The 15,794-nt window shown below is 63.1% G+C and carries 14 protein-coding genes; 5 read left to right on the top strand and 9 right to left on the bottom strand.

Annotated features, from left to right (window positions below; genetic code table 11):
* Positions 1-4 precede the first annotated feature (4 nt).
* The 3 genes from LB566_RS06380 (at position 5) to LB566_RS06370 (ending at position 2,945) form a co-directional block, all read left to right on the top strand.
* Positions 5-877: a cytochrome c1 gene (locus LB566_RS06380; protein ID WP_224623772.1), complete on the top strand. Its 873-nt coding sequence runs from the start codon at positions 5-7 to the stop codon at positions 875-877.
* A 186-nt stretch (positions 878-1,063) separates the two neighbouring features.
* The gene (locus LB566_RS06375) at positions 1,064-2,209 is read left to right on the top strand and encodes an alpha-hydroxy acid oxidase (RefSeq protein ID WP_224624111.1); all 1,146 of its coding nucleotides are present in this window, start codon (positions 1,064-1,066) and stop codon (positions 2,207-2,209) included.
* Between the two features lie 190 nt (positions 2,210-2,399).
* Entirely contained in the window at positions 2,400-2,945 is a 546-nt protein-coding gene (locus LB566_RS06370; protein ID WP_140496033.1) for an adenine phosphoribosyltransferase, read from the top strand.
* 100 nt (positions 2,946-3,045) lie between these two features.
* Here the strand turns inward: LB566_RS06370 and LB566_RS06365 are convergent, their stop codons facing one another.
* From LB566_RS06365 to LB566_RS06350, 4 genes are all read right to left on the bottom strand, one after another.
* On the bottom strand, positions 3,046-3,507 hold the full coding sequence (locus LB566_RS06365) for a MaoC family dehydratase (RefSeq protein WP_224623771.1): 462 nt from the start codon (positions 3,505-3,507) through the stop codon (positions 3,046-3,048).
* Positions 3,504-3,974, bottom strand: coding sequence for a MaoC family dehydratase (locus LB566_RS06360; RefSeq protein ID WP_224623770.1), 471 nt, complete (start codon positions 3,972-3,974; stop codon positions 3,504-3,506). The genes LB566_RS06365 and LB566_RS06360 overlap by 4 nt, the downstream gene beginning before the upstream one ends.
* 124 nt (positions 3,975-4,098) lie before the next feature.
* On the bottom strand, positions 4,099-5,073 hold the full coding sequence (gene corA, locus LB566_RS06355; RefSeq protein WP_224623769.1) for a magnesium/cobalt transporter CorA: 975 nt from the start codon (positions 5,071-5,073) through the stop codon (positions 4,099-4,101).
* A 269-nt stretch (positions 5,074-5,342) separates the two neighbouring features.
* Positions 5,343-6,677, bottom strand: a complete 1,335-nt coding sequence (locus LB566_RS06350) for a uracil-xanthine permease family protein (protein ID WP_224623768.1) — start codon at positions 6,675-6,677, stop codon at positions 5,343-5,345.
* 135 nt (positions 6,678-6,812) lie between these two features.
* Between LB566_RS06350 and guaD the strand changes: the two genes are divergently transcribed.
* Positions 6,813-8,177: a guanine deaminase gene (gene guaD, locus LB566_RS06345; protein ID WP_224623767.1), complete on the top strand. Its 1,365-nt coding sequence runs from the start codon at positions 6,813-6,815 to the stop codon at positions 8,175-8,177.
* Positions 8,178-8,197: 20 nt separating this feature from the next.
* Here guaD and LB566_RS06340 read toward each other — a convergent pair whose 3' ends face one another.
* From LB566_RS06340 to LB566_RS06320, 5 genes are all read right to left on the bottom strand, one after another.
* On the bottom strand, positions 8,198-9,103 hold the full coding sequence (locus LB566_RS06340) for a DMT family transporter (protein WP_224623766.1): 906 nt from the start codon (positions 9,101-9,103) through the stop codon (positions 8,198-8,200).
* Positions 9,104-9,203: 100 nt separating this feature from the next.
* Positions 9,204-10,307, bottom strand: coding sequence for a redox-regulated ATPase YchF (gene ychF, locus LB566_RS06335; RefSeq protein WP_140524909.1), 1,104 nt, complete (start codon positions 10,305-10,307; stop codon positions 9,204-9,206).
* A gap of 96 nt (positions 10,308-10,403) precedes the next feature.
* Positions 10,404-11,132, bottom strand: coding sequence for an aminoacyl-tRNA hydrolase (gene pth, locus LB566_RS06330; protein WP_224623765.1), 729 nt, complete (start codon positions 11,130-11,132; stop codon positions 10,404-10,406).
* Between the two features lie 23 nt (positions 11,133-11,155).
* Positions 11,156-11,794, bottom strand: a complete 639-nt coding sequence (locus LB566_RS06325) for a 50S ribosomal protein L25/general stress protein Ctc (protein WP_140496025.1) — start codon at positions 11,792-11,794, stop codon at positions 11,156-11,158.
* Between the two features lie 385 nt (positions 11,795-12,179).
* Positions 12,180-13,214 carry a class I SAM-dependent methyltransferase gene (locus LB566_RS06320; RefSeq protein WP_224623764.1) on the bottom strand — a complete coding sequence of 345 codons (1,035 nt, stop codon included), beginning with the start codon at positions 13,212-13,214 and terminating at the stop codon, positions 12,180-12,182.
* A 321-nt stretch (positions 13,215-13,535) separates the two neighbouring features.
* Here LB566_RS06320 and LB566_RS06315 point away from each other — a divergent pair, with 321 nt between their 5' ends.
* Positions 13,536-15,506: a putative bifunctional diguanylate cyclase/phosphodiesterase gene (locus LB566_RS06315; RefSeq protein ID WP_224624110.1), complete on the top strand. Its 1,971-nt coding sequence runs from the start codon at positions 13,536-13,538 to the stop codon at positions 15,504-15,506.
* The last annotated feature ends 288 nt before the right edge of the window (positions 15,507-15,794 follow it).

The following is a 15,794-nucleotide window of genomic DNA, read 5'->3' as shown; positions in this document are numbered from 1 at the left end:
TGGCATGAAAAAGATTCTCACCTCGCTTGCGCTGGTCGGCCTTGTGGCCGCCGGCATTGGGGCCGCGGGCACTTGGGCGATCGCGGCCGAAGAGGCGCATAACGCGGCGGCGCCGACGCATTTCCCGATCAACGAACCGAAGGAAATGGACTGGAGCTTCACCGGCCCGTTCGGCACCTATGACAAGGCGCAGCTGCAGCGCGGCCTCAAAGTCTACAAGGAAGTCTGCTCCGCCTGCCATTCGATGAATTTGGTGGCGTTCCGCACGCTTTCGGACCTCGGCTATTCCGACGCGCAGATCAAGACGCTGGCGGCCGAATACACCATCCATGACGGCCCCAACGATGCCGGCGACATGTTCGACCGTCCCGGCAAGCCGTCCGACCATTTCCCGGCGCCGTTCGCCAACCAGGAAGCCGCTGCCGCCTCCAACGGTGGCGCGGCTCCCCCCGACATGTCGCTGCTGGCCAAGGCGCGCGGCGTCGAGCGCGGCTTTCCGCAGTTCGTCTTCGACATCTTCACCCAGTATGATGCAGGCGGCCCGGACTACATCCACTCGCTGCTGACCGGCTACGACCAGACGCCCCCGGCTGGAATGGTCATCCCGGAGGGCACGCACTACAATCCGTACTTCATGTCCGGTGTGTCGCTGAAGATGCCCAAGCCGCTTTCCGACGGCCAGGTGACCTATGACGACGGCGCGCCGCAGACCGTCGACCAGTACTCCCGCGACGTGTCGGCGTTCCTGGCGTGGGCGGCCGAGCCGCACATGGAAGCCCGCAAGAAGACCGGCTTCCGGGTCTTGGTGTTCCTGCTCCTGTTCGGCGCACTGGTGTACATGACCAAGCGCAAGGTTTGGGAAGGCGTCGCGCACTAAGCCGCGCGGCCGCAGATCGAGAAAAGGGCGCCCGCGAGGCGCCCTTTTTGCTTGCCGAAGGGGCTGGCGCATGAGGTGGTCGCTTTCTTGTCCAACAAGCCGGTTGGCAGCGCGGCAGGCGATTGCTATTCGACGCCCCGACGGCAGCGAAAGGTTTGCCGCCTATAGGGCGTTTGGGGTTCCATGATGCGGCTCAACGACTGTCACAATTTTTCGGATTTCCGCCGCATGGCGCAGCGGCGGCTGCCGGGGCCGATCTTCAACTATATCGACGGCGCGGCGGACGACGAGGTCACCTACCGCCGCAACACCGAGAGCTTCGAGACCTGCGACCTCGTTCCCAACGTGCTGCGCGGGGTGAGCGAGGTCGACATGTCGGTGACCGTCATGGGCCAGAAGCTGGCGATGCCGTTCTACTGTTCGCCGACCGCTCTCCAGCGGCTGTTCCACCATCAGGGCGAACGGGCGGTCGCCAGGGCCGCTGCAAAGTACGGCACCATGTTCGGCGTCTCCTCGCTCGGCACCGTCAGCCTCGAGGAAGTGCGAAAAATCAGCAGTGGACCCCAGGTCTATCAGTTTTACTTCCATCGTGATCGGGGCCTCAACCGGGCGATGATGCAGCGGGCACGGGAGATCGGCGTCGAAGTGATGATGCTGACCGTCGACAGCATCACCGGGGGAAACCGCGAGCGCGACAAGCACACCGGTTTTGCGATCCCCTTCAAGCTCAACCTGGCGGGAATGACCCAGTTCGCGCTGAAGCCTGCCTGGGCGATCAACTATTTCACGCATGAGGCGTTCAAGCTGCCGCAGCTGGACGAGCATGTCGACATGGGCGGCGGCACGATGTCGATCAGCCGCTACTTCACCGAAATGCTCGATCCGTCGATGACGTGGGACGACGTCGCCGAGATGGTGAGGCTCTGGCCGGGACCATTCTGCCTCAAGGGCGTCATGTCGGTGGAGGATGCCAGGCGCGCCGTCGAGATCGGCTGCAAGGGCATCGTGCTGTCGAACCATGGCGGCCGGCAGCTGGACGGTTCGCGGGCGGCTTTCGACCAGCTCGCCGAAATCGTCGACGCGGTCGGCGACAAGATCGACGTCATCATGGATGGCGGCGTGCAGCGCGGCACACATGTGCTCAAGGCGCTGTCGCTCGGCGCCAAGGCCGTCGGCGTCGGACGCTACTATCTGTTTCCGCTGGCGGCGGCGGGCCAGCCTGGCGTCGAACGGGCACTCGAGCAGATGCGCATCGAGATCGAACGCGGCATGAAGCTGATGGGGTGCAGCTCGATCGAACAGTTGACCCGCGAGAATTTGCGTTATCGGTGATGGCCATCGCTTCGATGCGAAAGATCGCGGCGCCGGCAGAGGCAAGCCTTTGGACGTATGTGATCCTTTCGCCGGATGCGCTTGTCTCGGCCGCCACATAGCGCTAGCCGTCGTGGGTCGCGCCGGGTTAGATTTGGCGCAGCGCCATTTCACGCCTTTCCGCCGAAACTGGACCATCCGGAGCCGCCTCATGAAACCTTCGCTGGAAGACACGCTGCTGGCGGCGATCCGCACCATCCCGGACTATCCCAAGCCCGGCATATTGTTCCGCGACATCACCACGCTGCTCGGCAATGCGCGCGCCTTCCGCCGCGCAATCGATGAGTTGGTGCATCCCTACGCCGGCGAGAAGATCGACAAGATCGCCGGCATCGAAGCGCGCGGCTTCATCCTCGGCGGCGCCGTTGCCCATCAGCTCTCCGCCGGCTTCGTGCCGATCCGCAAGAAGGGCAAGCTGCCTTACGAGACGGTGCGAGTCGCCTACAGCCTGGAATACGGGCTGGACGAGATGGAGATGCACAAGGACGGCGTGTCGCCGGGCGAGAAAGTGATCCTGGTCGACGACCTGATCGCCACCGGCGGCACGGCGGAGGCGGCGGTGAATCTCCTGCGCCAGATCGGCGCCGATATCCTTGCCGCCTGCTTCGTCATCGACCTGCCGGATCTCGGCGGCCGCGCCAAGCTGGAAGCGCTCGGCGTGCCGGTGCGGACGCTGATCGGGTTCGAGGGACACTAGGGGCACTAGTGAGTAGTGAGTAGTGAGTAGTGAGTAGTGAAAAGAGAAATGATGCTCGGAAATGTTTCCGCGCTATTTCCTACTCACTACTCACTACTCACTACTCCACCTTAACCAGCACGGCGCTCTCGAATTCCAGTACCTTGTCGCCGGTCGAGTCGAAGGCTTCCGAGCGCAAGGTCAGTATCCGCCAGCCCGGACGTGAGGCGATCGGGCGGTGGGAAAGGACGGTACGGGTGAAGGTCACGGTCTGCCCGGCGTAGACCGGCTTCAGCCATTTCAGGTTCTTGAAGCCGGGCGAGGGGCCGAATTCGGGCGTCGGGCCAGGGCCGGTCCACTCGGCGTCCATGCGGGTTTCGAGGTTGAGCTTCATCCAGGTGGCGGCGGTATGCCAGCCGGATGCACACAGCCCGCCCAGCACGCTCTTCTTCGCGGCGTCCTCATCGACGTGGAAGACCTGGGGGTCGTATTTGCGGGCGAAGGCCTTGATCGCCTCGGCTTCGAACGTATGCGAGCCCAGCGTGACGGTGGTGCCGACGCGGAAGAATTCGTCCAGCGTCATGCGAGGCTCCCCGCGGCATTGCGCGTGAGGAACATGACGGAATTCTCGAGCTCGAAGACGCTTTCGCCGCGCTGGTTGACCAGCTCGCTGCGCATGGTCACGAAGCCGAGCTGGGGCTTCGATTTCGAAGGACGCTTGGCGATGACGACGAGGCTGCCCTTGAGCGTGTCGCCGGCCAGCACCGGCTTCTTCCATTTGACCTGATCGACGCCGGGCGCGCCCTGGCAGGTCGAGTCCAGCAGGAAGGCGTCGCACAGCATGCGCATGAACATGGCGCAGGTATGCCAGCCCGAGGCCGAGAGGCCGCCCAGGATGCTTGCCTTGCCGGCCTCCTCGTCGAGATGCATCGGCTGGGCATCGAATTCGCTGGCGAACTCGATGATCTCGGCCGCGCTCACCTGTTTGGTGCCGAGGTCGAACGAGGCTCCTTCGACGAAGTCCTCATAGGCCCATGTCTTTCCAGTCATGGCGTGGAATCCGGTTGCAGAACGCGCGATCCACATGGATCGGCAAACCCGGATGCAGGCCGGACGGCGTTTGGTCAAGCCCTTTCTGGTGAGCCAGCCGCGGGCGATCGGCCGGCCGTTGTGATCATAACCAGCCGCGGCGGCGGAAATACCAGAAGGGCAGGATCGCCGACAGAACCATCATGGCGATCGCGAACGGATAACCGAGCTCCCATTTGAGCTCGGGGATGATGTCGAAATTCATGCCGTAGATCGAGGCGACCAGCGTCGGCGGCAGGAAGATGACGGCGGCGACCGAGAAGATCTTGATGATGGCGTTCTGCTCGATCGAGATCATGCCGAGCGTGGCGTCGAGCAGGAAGGAGATCTTCTGCGACAGGAAGGTGGCGTGGTCGGCAAGAGAAAGCACGTCGCGCGACAAGGTCTTGATGCGGGCGCGGATGTCCTTGCTCATCTTGGCCTGGGTCGCGACATGGGCGAGGAAGCCGGCTAGCCGCTGCAAGGAGATCAGGCTGTCGCGCACGGAGGAGGCGAGGTCCTCCTTGCGGCCGATGCCCTTCAAGAGTTCCTGGAAGTCACGATTGCGCTTCGACACCTTGGTCGACCGCGCCTCGAAAATGTCGCGAGAGATCGCTTCGACGTCACGGCCGGCGCGCTCGAGGATGTCGGCGAGCCGGTCGACGATCGCTTCCAGCAGGCCGATCAGGATGGTGTCGCCGCTGGTGCAGCCGGTCGCCACCTTCTCGGCGCGCAAGGGGAAGGTCTTGAAGGCCTTCGGTTCGTGATAGCGCACGGTGACCAGCCTGTTGCCGGCGAGCGCGAAGGTGACCGGCGAGATCAGGGGATCGTCGACCTCGGTCTGTGCGGGCAAGGTGGCGGTCATGAAGTAGGCGCCGTCCTCGATATAGAGGCGGCTGGAAATCTCGATCTCCTCCATCTCCTCGCGGGTCGGGATGGCGATGCCGAGCCAGCTTTCGATGGTGGCTTCTTCGTCCTTGGTCGGATTGGCGAGATCGACCCAGACGACCTTGTCGCCATTGGCCAGGAGATCGTCGGTGAGACGCAGGCGATCATTGTCCACGACGAAAGCCTTGATCATCGCCAGATCTCCCTGCCGGAAAGCGCGTTCGGATTGCTGCGTCGTATCGGATCGCACTATCCTTCGTGCGCCGAGCCTGTGCCCGCCGCTTAGACTTGCGGCATGACAAAATCAAGACAAGCCGGACTTGGGGCCGACACCAGGGGCGCTCAGAAAAATTCGTCGAGCAGCCGGCAGTATGAGAGCTTCGACAGGTCGGTCATCGACCGCGCTTCGGGCTTATCGTGGAGAGCAGGCCGGACCCGCCGGGGGGCGGCCTGCGAATGTCCCTATCGGGCGCTCGGCAGGATCTGGTGCAGCACGATAGCCCAGACGGCGCCGAAGGCGATGGACGAGCCCAGAATGTACTGCACGATATCGGGAAGCGTCTTGACGAAATCCGGCGGCGCAAGCGTCGCAAACAGGGCCATCAGGATCGGCAGGCCGACGACCAGCATGTTCCTTTCCGTCAGCGGCGTGCCGCGCACGACGCGGAACCCGTTCATGGCGATGATGACGCAGAGCACGCCGAACACGCCGCCGATGACCGGGCCCGGGATCGAGGCGATGACCGCCGACAGTTTGCCGATCAGTCCGAACAGGACCAGGAAGATGCCTGCCGCGGCGAAGGCGGCGCGGCTGGCGATGCCGGTGATGGCGATGATGCCGGCATTCGACGAATAGCCGGTGACCGGGGTGCTGCAAAGCAGTGCGCTGACCAGGCAGCCGAGGCCTTCGCCGGTGGCGCCCCTGTCGAGCTGTTCGTTCGACAGGGGCTTGTCGATGACGGCGCCGACGGCGAACCAGGTGCCGGTGGTTTCGGCGAGGACCACGATATAGACGATGAGCATCGTGAGCGTCGCCGAGAGCGAGAACGTCACGTCGAGGTTGAGGAATGCGACGCGCGGCATCGAAAACCAGGTCGCCTCGGAGACCGCTCCCATGTTGAGTTGGCTCATGGAGGCGGCGGCCACGCAGCCGGCCACAAGTGCGATGATCACGGAGAGCAGGCGCAGCCAGGCGCCCTTTGCGCCGAGCGCCATGCCGGTCAGCATGCAGCCGACGAGCACCGCCGCCGCAACAAAGGCAAGGATGATATTGCCGCCGACGGTGGCAGTGCCGTGGACCGCGAACACGCTTTCGCGGAGTGCGACCGGCATCAGCGCGATGCCGACGACGATGATGATGGCGCCGCCGACGATGGGCGGGACAAAGCGGTCCACCAGGCGATGGAAGAGCCCCGTCGGCGAACCGAGCAGCATGACCAGTATGGCGCCGGGAATGAGCGCTCCGATCACGGCGGAAAGACCGGCAATGCCGCCGCCGGCGCCGAAGGCTATGGCCAGCACCGCGCCGATCGGCACAAAGGACGGTCCCTGCACCACCGGCAGGCGCATGAGGAGCTGCGACTGGATCAGGGTCGCGATGCCCGCCGCGACGAAGGCCGACTGGATGAAGGCCCCGGCATCGCCCGCGCTGAAGGCCAGGACCGATGCGATGATGAACGGCACGATGTAAACATCCATCGCCAGCACGTGCTGGAGGCCGAGCAGGGCGGCCTTGCCCAGTGGCAGCGGATCGTCCGGCTGAGCGATCAAGGTGATTTCCGGTGCAGTGCGTTCCATGATGTCCCCTCTGGAATTTCCCGGCCGATCATGGGATCAGTCGGCGCCAAAGGACAGCGGCGCAAAGGTTTGCCAACTGTTTTCTTGCGCGCCATGCAATAACGGCCACACGCGCCAGCGCAACCGGAGCGATCCATGACAAGAGAGGCCTTCACGCTGCTTGGCACCGCCTTCCACACGCCCGAGCGCGGCCAGCTGGAGGTGCTGAAGGACCATCTGTTCAGCATCGATGCACGGGGACGGATCGCGGAGATTCTCGCACCCGGCCATCCCGAATATGCGGCGAGGAAGAGCGATGCCCGCCGGGCGGGCAGGCTGGTGGAGCTCGGCGAGGGCCAGTTCCTGCTGCCCGGCCTGATCGACCTGCACATCCATGCGCCGCAATGGCCGCAAATGGGCAAGGCGCTGGACGTGCCGCTCGAGGTCTGGCTGCAAAAATACACGTTTCCGCTCGAGGCGCGCTATGCCGACGTCGGCTACGCCCGCGAAGTCTATGCCGACCTGGTCGATAACCTTCTCGCCAACGGCACCACCACGGCGCTCTATTTCGCCACCGTCCATGTCGAGGCCAGCCTGGCGCTTGCCGAGATATGCCTCGAAAAGGGCCAGCGCGCTTTGGTCGGCAAGGTGGCGATGGACGATCCCGAGCAGTGCCCGCCTTTCTATCGCGATGCCGACGCGGCAAGCGCGGTGTCGGACACCAGGCGGTTCATCGAGGCGGTGAGGGCGATGGCTTCGGGCGAAAGGCCACTGGTCCAGCCGGTGATAACCCCGCGTTTCATCCCAAGCTGCACGGATGCGGCGCTGCAAGGCCTGGGCGAACTCGCTTCCGAGTTCGGCTGCCACGTGCAGACACATTGCTCGGAGAGCGATTGGGCGAAAGAATTCGTCGAGACGCGCCTCGGCCGCACCGACGCGGCAAGCCTGGACGATTTCGGCCTGCTGACGCGCCGCACCATCCTGGCGCATTCGAATTTCATCGACGGGCGGGATATGGACCTCATCAAGGAGAAGAGGGCTGGCGTCGCGCATTGCCCGCTGTCCAACTTCTATTTCGCCAATGCGGTGTTTCCGCTGCGCGACGCGCTGGACCGGCACATGCATGTCGGGCTCGGGACGGACATTTCCGGCGGCTACAGCCCGTCGCTCTTCGACGGCTGCCGGCATGCGCTGTCAGCCTCGAGGACGCTGCAGAGCGGTGTCCATGCCGGCATGGACGCAGCGCAGCGCGGCGCGCCCGGCGCGCCGATCACGCATCAGGAGGCGCTCTGGCTGGCCACCGCCGGGGGTGCCGAAGCGCTCGACCTGCCGACGGGCAGCTTTCGCGTCGGCCATGAATTCGACGCGCTGCTGATCGACACGATGGCGAAGGCCTCGAACATCCATATCAGCATGGCGGACGATACGCTCGATGATGTCTTCCAGAAGATCGTGCTCAACGCGGCACGCGCCAACATTGCCAAGGTGTGGGTGAGCGGAAGGACGGTGGCCGGGGAATAGCCACGTCCAGTCGCAGGGCCCTATGCGCGCGCTGTTTCCTCCGCGGAGGGCTCTTTTCGCGGCTTGAACACCATGTCCTTGGCGGCGATCAGCGCACCGACCGTGATCAGCACGCAAGCGAGCGCCACGGACCAGTGGAACACGCCAAATCCGGCCAGCAGCAGAACGATCACCGAGAACAGCGGCGCGGCATAGGAAAGCGCGCCCAGGATCATGATGTCCCCGTGCTTGCATCCATAGTCCCACGCGTAGAAGCCGGCGCCGAGCGGTATCACGCCCAGAATGACGATAGCGTTCCATTGCGTCATGGTCTGGGGCCAGACCGTGGTCTCGAGCGTGAGATGGAGGGTGAGGGCGACGACCGCGGTAATGAGGCAGTACACCGCCACCACGTCGGTCGGCACCTGGCCGAAACGGCGCGACAGGACGGAATAGCCGGACCAGACGAACGCGCAGAACAGGGCAATGACGTGGCCCGGCTTCACGCCGTCGGCAAGGCCCACGCTGCCGCCCTTGGTGATGACGACGATCGCACCCGCCAGGCCGAGGATCACACCCGTTATGTGGTGAGGCCTCAGCCGCTCTCCCGGCAGGAAGGCGGCGAAGAAGACGATCAGCAATGGCCAGAGATAAGCGATCAGGCTCACCTCGACCGGCGGGGCCGACTGGATCGCGAAAAAGTAGGCGCAGTGATAGATGCACAGCCCTGCCGTGCCGATCGCCCAGACCTGCCATGGCTGCCGCAGCGATCTGACTGCCGAAGGCCGGACGATCCAGCTGGCTGCTCCGACGGAGCCTCCGAGCAGAAACGTCATTGCCGCCAGCTGAAAGGGCGGGATCGGCCCCGCGGCGGTCGAAAGCAGCGCGAGGAACGACCACGTCAGGATGGCCGAGAAGCCGACCAGGGTCGGGATTGTCCTTTTCATGCGCGCCCTTCCGCTTTCACTGGGGAATGGCAAAAAAGCCGGACCGGCGGCGGCTGCATACGGCCTCACCCTGTCGGGAATGCGACGCCGCTTGGCCTGTTCAAGTGTTGAACTTGAACAGCATGATGTCGCCGTCCTGCACGACATACTCCTTGCCTTCGTCGCGCGCCTTGCCGGCTTCCTTGGCCGCTACTTCGCCGCCCAGCGTGACGAAATCATTGTAGGCGATGGTCTGGGCGCGGATGAAGCCGCGCTCGAAATCGGTGTGGATGACGCCGGCCGCCTGCGGCGCCTTGGCGCCCTTGTGCACGGTCCAGGCGCGCGTCTCCTTCGGCCCGACGGTGAAATAGGTGATGAGCTGCAACAATTCGTAGCCGGCGCGGATCACCTTGTTCAGGCCGGGCTCGTCAAGGCCGAGCGAGGACAGGAATTCCATCTCTTCCTCGTCCGAGAGCTGCGCAACCTCGGCTTCGATCGCGGCCGAAATGACGACGGTGCGGGCGCCCTGCGCCGCGGCCATCTGCTCCACGGCCCTGGTGTGCTCGTTGCCGGTGGCCGCGTCCGCCTCGGCGACGTTGCAGACGTAGAGCACGGGATGCGAGGTCAGAAGGTTCAAGCCCTGCAAAATGCGCAGGTCTTCCGCCGAGATGCCGTCGAGCAGGATGCGGGTCGGCTTGCCTGCCTGCAGAAGCTCAAGCGCTGCCTCCATCATCGGCAGCACGGTCAAGGCTTCCTTGTCCTTGCCGGACGCGCGCTTGCGGAATTGCGCGATACGACGTTCGAGGCTCTCGAGGTCGGCGAGCATCAGCTCGGTCTCGACCGTCTCGGCGTCGGCGACCGGGTCGATGCGGCCCTCGACATGGGTGATGTCGTCATCCTCGAAGCAACGCAGCACATGCACGATGGCATCGACCTCGCGGATGTTGGCGAGGAATTGGTTGCCCAGGCCTTCGCCCTTCGAGGCGCCGCGCACCAGGCCGGCGATGTCGACAAAGGAGATGCGGGTCGGGATGATCTCCTTCGACTTGCCGATCGCCGCGATCTTCTGCAGCCGCGGATCGGGCACCGCCACCTCGCCGGTGTTCGGTTCGATGGTGCAGAACGGGTAGTTGGCGGCCTGCGCGGCGGCCGTCCTCGTCAGCGCGTTGAAAAGCGTCGACTTGCCGACATTGGGCAAGCCAACGATGCCGCATTTGAAACCCATTTTTGTCCGGTCCTATCGGGAATTCGAGATTTGGTGTGGGCTATGGGCGATAGGGGTGATCAACGTCAAGCCCTGTAACGCCCCATGGACCCAAGCTCAGTCCTTGTTGCCGAACAGTTTCTTCAGCATGGCGGCCATCGGCCCGCTCTCCGGCAGCTTGGCGGGCGCCTGTTGCGGCCGTGCCTGGCGGACGTGGCTTTGCTGTTTCGGCGCCTTGGGCGGCGGGCGATCGTCGTCGCCCGTCGGCACGAGCTTGTCGCGCAGCGCCAGCGTGATGCGGTTCATGAAGGAATTGTCGTCGCCCTTGGCGAGCAAGCCGGCGTCGTCGGCGATCGCGTCGAGCAACACGTCCAGCCATTCACGGTCGGCCTTGGCGAAATCGCCGAGCACATGGCCGTGCACCATCTCCTTGACGCCGGGATGGCCGACCCCGATCCGTACCCGGCGATAGGCATTGCCGACATGCTGGTCGAGCGAGCGGATTCCGTTATGGCCGCCGGAGCCGCCACCCACCTTGACCCGAACTTTGCCCGCCGCAAGGTCGATCTCGTCGTAGAAGACGGTCAGTGCCTCGGGACCAAGCTTGTAAAAGCGCAGCGCTTCGCCGACCGACTGGCCGGACAGGTTCATGAAGGTCTGCGGCTTGATCAGGATGATCTTTTCGCCGCCGAGCGTGCCCTCGGCGATCAAGCCCTGGAATTTCTTAGACCAGGGCGAAAAGGGGTGGCGGCGGGCGATCGCGTCCACCGCCATGAAGCCGACATTGTGCCGGTTGGCGGCATATTTCGCGCCCGGATTGCCGAGGCCTGCAAAGACAAGCGGCATCGTCAGCTCCGGGCGTGAAAAAGTTACTTCTCTTCGGCGGCGGGAGCCGCCTCAGGTGCAGCCTCGACCGTCTCTTCCGTCTCCGGCTTCATCGCCGACGAACCGGCGACGGTCGCGATGGTGAAGTCGCGGTCGGAGATGACGGGCTTGACGCCAGCCGGCAGCTTAACCGACGAGATGTGGATCGAATCGCCAATGTCGGCGCCGGTGAGATCGACGGTGATGAATTCCGGGATCGCATTGGCCGGGCAGTGGAACTCGACCTCGTGACGCACGATGTTGAGCACGCCGCCGCGCTTGATGCCGGGCGACTTGTCCTCATTGATGAAGTGGACAGGCACGTCGACATTGACCTCGGTGTCCTTGCCGATGCGCAGGAAGTCGACATGGACAGGGAAATCCTTGACCGGGTCGAGCTGGAAGTCCTTCGGCAGGACCTGGATCTTCTTGCCGTCGACATCGATCGTGGCGATCGTGGTCAGGAACCCGCCGCCGTGGATCTTGTAGTAGATGTCCTTGTAGGTGAGAGCGATCGCCAGGGGAGGCTGCTTGTCACCGTAAATTACTGCAGGCACTTTACCGTTGCGGCGAACTGCACGGGCGGACCCCTTACCGACCTGTTCGCGCGCTTCGGCCTTGAGCTCGTAAGTATCGTGGCTCATGGCACTTCCTTTCGCGTTGTTCTGGAGCGTTTGCGGTTGGCAATGGGCCTGGACCGTAAACGTCGAAAGCCGCCGGGTGAGGCGGCCTTCCGCCGCGTTGCCTCCAAGGGTGTCTACGCGGGTGGCGGCTCTATAGCGGAAGGCGGCCGGAGGTGCAAGCCAAAGGCAACCATCCAAAGGCAATGGCTCCCCGGGGCGGGACGACTCGCCCGGCCGAAAGCGCTCGAGGCTTCACGCCGGCGCCCAGTCCACGATTGTCGCCGGAGCGGGTCAGTGTTCGATAAAACCGCCGACCCGCTCCAGTTCTTTGTCGTTACGCAATTGCCGGGGGAAAGCGCTACGTGTTTTTCCCGGGGAAGCCGTTGCGCACTTTTCCTGGAATTGCCTATCCGCGCTTTTCGACGACGCCATACAGCACGTTGCGGTTCTCGCCAAAGAACACCTGCGCCTCGACGGTGTTGCGGTCGACGCTGGCATTGATGATGTTCCACATGTCGGCCTCGGAGCGCAGCAGCAGCACCCAGTCCATGAACGTTTCCCGATAGCCGGCGTCGGGATTGCCCTCGGCGTAGTTGGCAAACAGGAACCTGCCGTTCGGTTTCAGCATCTGCAGGCAAGTCTTCGTGAGTTTCACGGCGACGTTGTGCTGGAGGTAGTCGTAAAGGCCGGAGGCGTAGATGAGGTCGAACTTGCCCAGCTTGTGGCTCCTGGTGAGCACGGTCCGCACCGAACCGTCGACGGCCTCGACCGCGGTGCCCTGGAAGTCGCGCGCGATCAATCCAACGCTCTGAGGATCCTGATCGAGCGCAACCCAACGCTTGAGGCGGCCCTCGGCCAAGGCGGTCGAACGATTGGCCTCGCGCAAATGACCGGCGGCGATCGCCAGCACCTCGGCTTGCGGTCCGCTCTTGTTCGCCGTCTCGTCGACATATCGGGTCAAGAGATCGCGCCGCTCCCGCGCCGCCACGCAGGACGGTACGTCCTTGGTATGGCTGTAGAGTGCTTTCCCGGTGTCCGAGGCGCCCGCCACGCTTTCGGCCACGTGCGGATCACAATAGATGTAGTCGAGCAACTGCGCGTCGCCGGAATAGCCCCTGGGCTTGGTGAATGACCACCGGGTGAGCGGGTCCTGGAGAAAGTAGTCCAGGATCGGATGGTTCTGCGCCACCGGGATCAACGCTTGCCAAACGTCGGGATGAACCTTGGACCGCAGGGCGTTGAGGTATGACAGCAGGCGACGAACGATCTCGGCAGGGTCTTTGCCTTCCTCGACCTGCTGGTGTGTGGCGTGGAGAATGAGCGCTAGCTCGGCACGGGCGGTTTCGAACGCCTCGCCGTGATTCTCGGGCTTTTTTCGAGGAAAACTGCCGGCGATCATCTCGGCAGTAATTAGGCTTTGGCCATCAAAGACACCTTGCACACCCGCACTCCATAGTTAACAGTCAGTTAACTTATTGCGTAGAATGCTGGATTTGCCAATGTCGTCCCGAACGCATTTTAACGGTATGCTTAATTTCCCGCCAACCATGTTCGCGCGTTAAAACCTGCCGCATTGGATTCCCGGCCCGAATTAACTGAAATTTGTTTCGCGCCGTTGCATTGTCGTGCGAGGTGCGCAGTCGCCGTCGCGTCCAAGGAGTTGGCCCGCGTGGGGGCAGAAGCCAAAAAAGAACTTGGAACGCAAAATCCCCTTCAACCAGGATTTGTCGAGAGCGAACGCGTGTCATCCAGACTGGCCGACATGGCGCATGTAGAGCCGTACGAAGTCCGCTACGAACCGGGCTCCGACGAGCTCCGCGTCCTTTACCGAAGGGAAGCCCAGGCGAAGCGAAGACTGGAAGCCCGGCCTGGGCTTTGGATCGCCGTGGCCATCTATCTCCTGTTTTCGGCAACGGATCTGCTGCTGATCCCGGACGTGGCGGCCTATACGATCATGGCGCGCTTCGCCGTCGGCGTGACCGCGCTGTCGATCCTGGAGGCGCAACTTCGCCGGGGAGTGGCCACGGAATGGCTCGACGTGACTTGCGCCGGGGCCATCATTTTCGGCTATATCGGCTGGTTGTTCCCGGCCTTTATGAGCGCGGACAAGGAAAGCGTCGCCTACTATATGGTATTCGGCACCATCTTCATGATGAGTGCAAATCTATTCTTTACATTCAGTTTCAACTTGTCGATCGTGACATCAACCATCATCATGTGTGTCTTGTATGTCGTGAACTATTTTGTGCCTGCCACGGCAACATACAAAATGGTATTCGGCGCCTTCTATGTTTCGTGCTTCACTTTCACGTCCTATGTGAACTGGAAGCTGAACGAGGAACGCTACAACGTCTTCCTGAACGCGCTGGAAGCCAAAATCCAGCACAAGGAAGCCACCGAACGCGGCAAGGCCCTGCTGCGGCTGTCGCGGACCGATCCGCTTACGGGTCTGGAGAATCGACGGGCGATCGACGAAAAGCTGCGGGATTACTGGGGGGAGTGGCAAAGGGTCGGCACCAGTTTCGTGGCGATGCTCATCGACGTGGACTTCTTCAAGAAGTTCAATGACTGCTACGGCCACCAGGAGGGCGACCGTTGCCTTATCCACGTCGCCAATGCCCTGCGGGATATGATCAGGGAATACGATGGCTCGATCGGTCGCTACGGCGGCGAAGAGTTCATCGTCCTGGCCCGCATGGAGAACAAGGATCAGATCATAGATATCGCGGAAGCCATTTGCCGCACCGTCGAGAACCTGGCGCTTACCCACGAACTGCGGCGCGACGGCATCTCGGTCGTGACGGTGAGCGTTGGCGCTGCATTCACCAGGACGCAGACCGGTGCCAAGCTGGAGAAGATCATCCACGAGGCCGATCGCGCACTCTATCTGGCAAAGGCAGGCGGTCGAAACTGTGCCCGGCTGTTCGACCCAACCGATCCCCAGAGCAGCGACGAGAGCGAGAACATTGCGGCTTTGCTGAAGATCGCGATCGGCCAGGATCTCGTTTCACTGGTCTATCAACCGATCCAGGATGTCGCGACGGACCGGGTGGAAGCGGTGGAGGCCTTGATGCGCCTCAAAATGCTGGACGGCACATCGGTTCCGCCGAGCCTGTTCATCCCCGTAGCGGAGCGAACCGGCGCCATCCTGGAACTCGGGCGCTGGGCTATCAGGACTGTGTGCGCCGAGCTCCTGGCGCACGATCATGTGCGCGTCGTCAGCGTCAACGTCTCTCCGATCCAGCTCAAGACGCCCGGCTTCGCGGCGTCGGTCGCGACCATCCTGGGCGAGACCGGCGTAACCGGCAACAGGCTGGCCTTCGAGATCACCGAGGGGCTGGAGATGGAGATGCACTCGGACATTCTTCGCTGCATCAGCGACCTGAAGCTGCTGGGGATCAAGATCTGGCTCGATGATTTCGGCACCGGCTTCGCGGGCCTCTCGTGGCTTCGTCTGATCGATTTCGATACGGTGAAGATCGACCGCTCCTTCCTTCACGACTGCGCCACCCCGAACGGCAAGGCAATGCTCCAGGACATTGTCACCCTGGTCCGAAACCGCGGCCACAAGATCCTGGTCGAAGGGGTGGAAACGGACGAGCAGATGGCTCTCATGCGCGAATTCGGCATTGACAAGGTCCAGGGCTTTCACGTCGGCCGTCCCGCTCCGGCCGGGAGTTTCCAGGCAAAGCGGACCGTCAAGCGCCCATTCACCGTGCTGAAATCCGCCTGATCCGGGCTGGGGCAGGTCCCGCCGACCAGGTGGCGGGTCCTGACGATCGCTGGTCAACGCGTGGCGCAGTGCCATGTTGGGCAAGAACACCGTCAACCGTTCCGAGGAAGGCCCAACGGGGACCGTCGGTGTCCGAGAGCGGCGAGACCCCATCGGCGAAAGTCCGCATCTGCCGAACCACTGAAAGGCGCTGCGGCGCAAACTCAATCTCCCTATCCCGCCAGTTTTAAAATCTTCTCGCTCATTTAATTCTACCAAATCGGTAGTCTTAATGAATAAGGACCGCGA

The sequence above is a fragment of the Mesorhizobium sp. CA13 genome (assembly GCF_020165235.1).
Lineage (GTDB): Bacteria > Pseudomonadota > Alphaproteobacteria > Rhizobiales > Rhizobiaceae > Mesorhizobium.
Note: the sequence above shows the minus strand (reverse complement) of the source record. Positions and strands in the feature narration are given on the sequence as shown.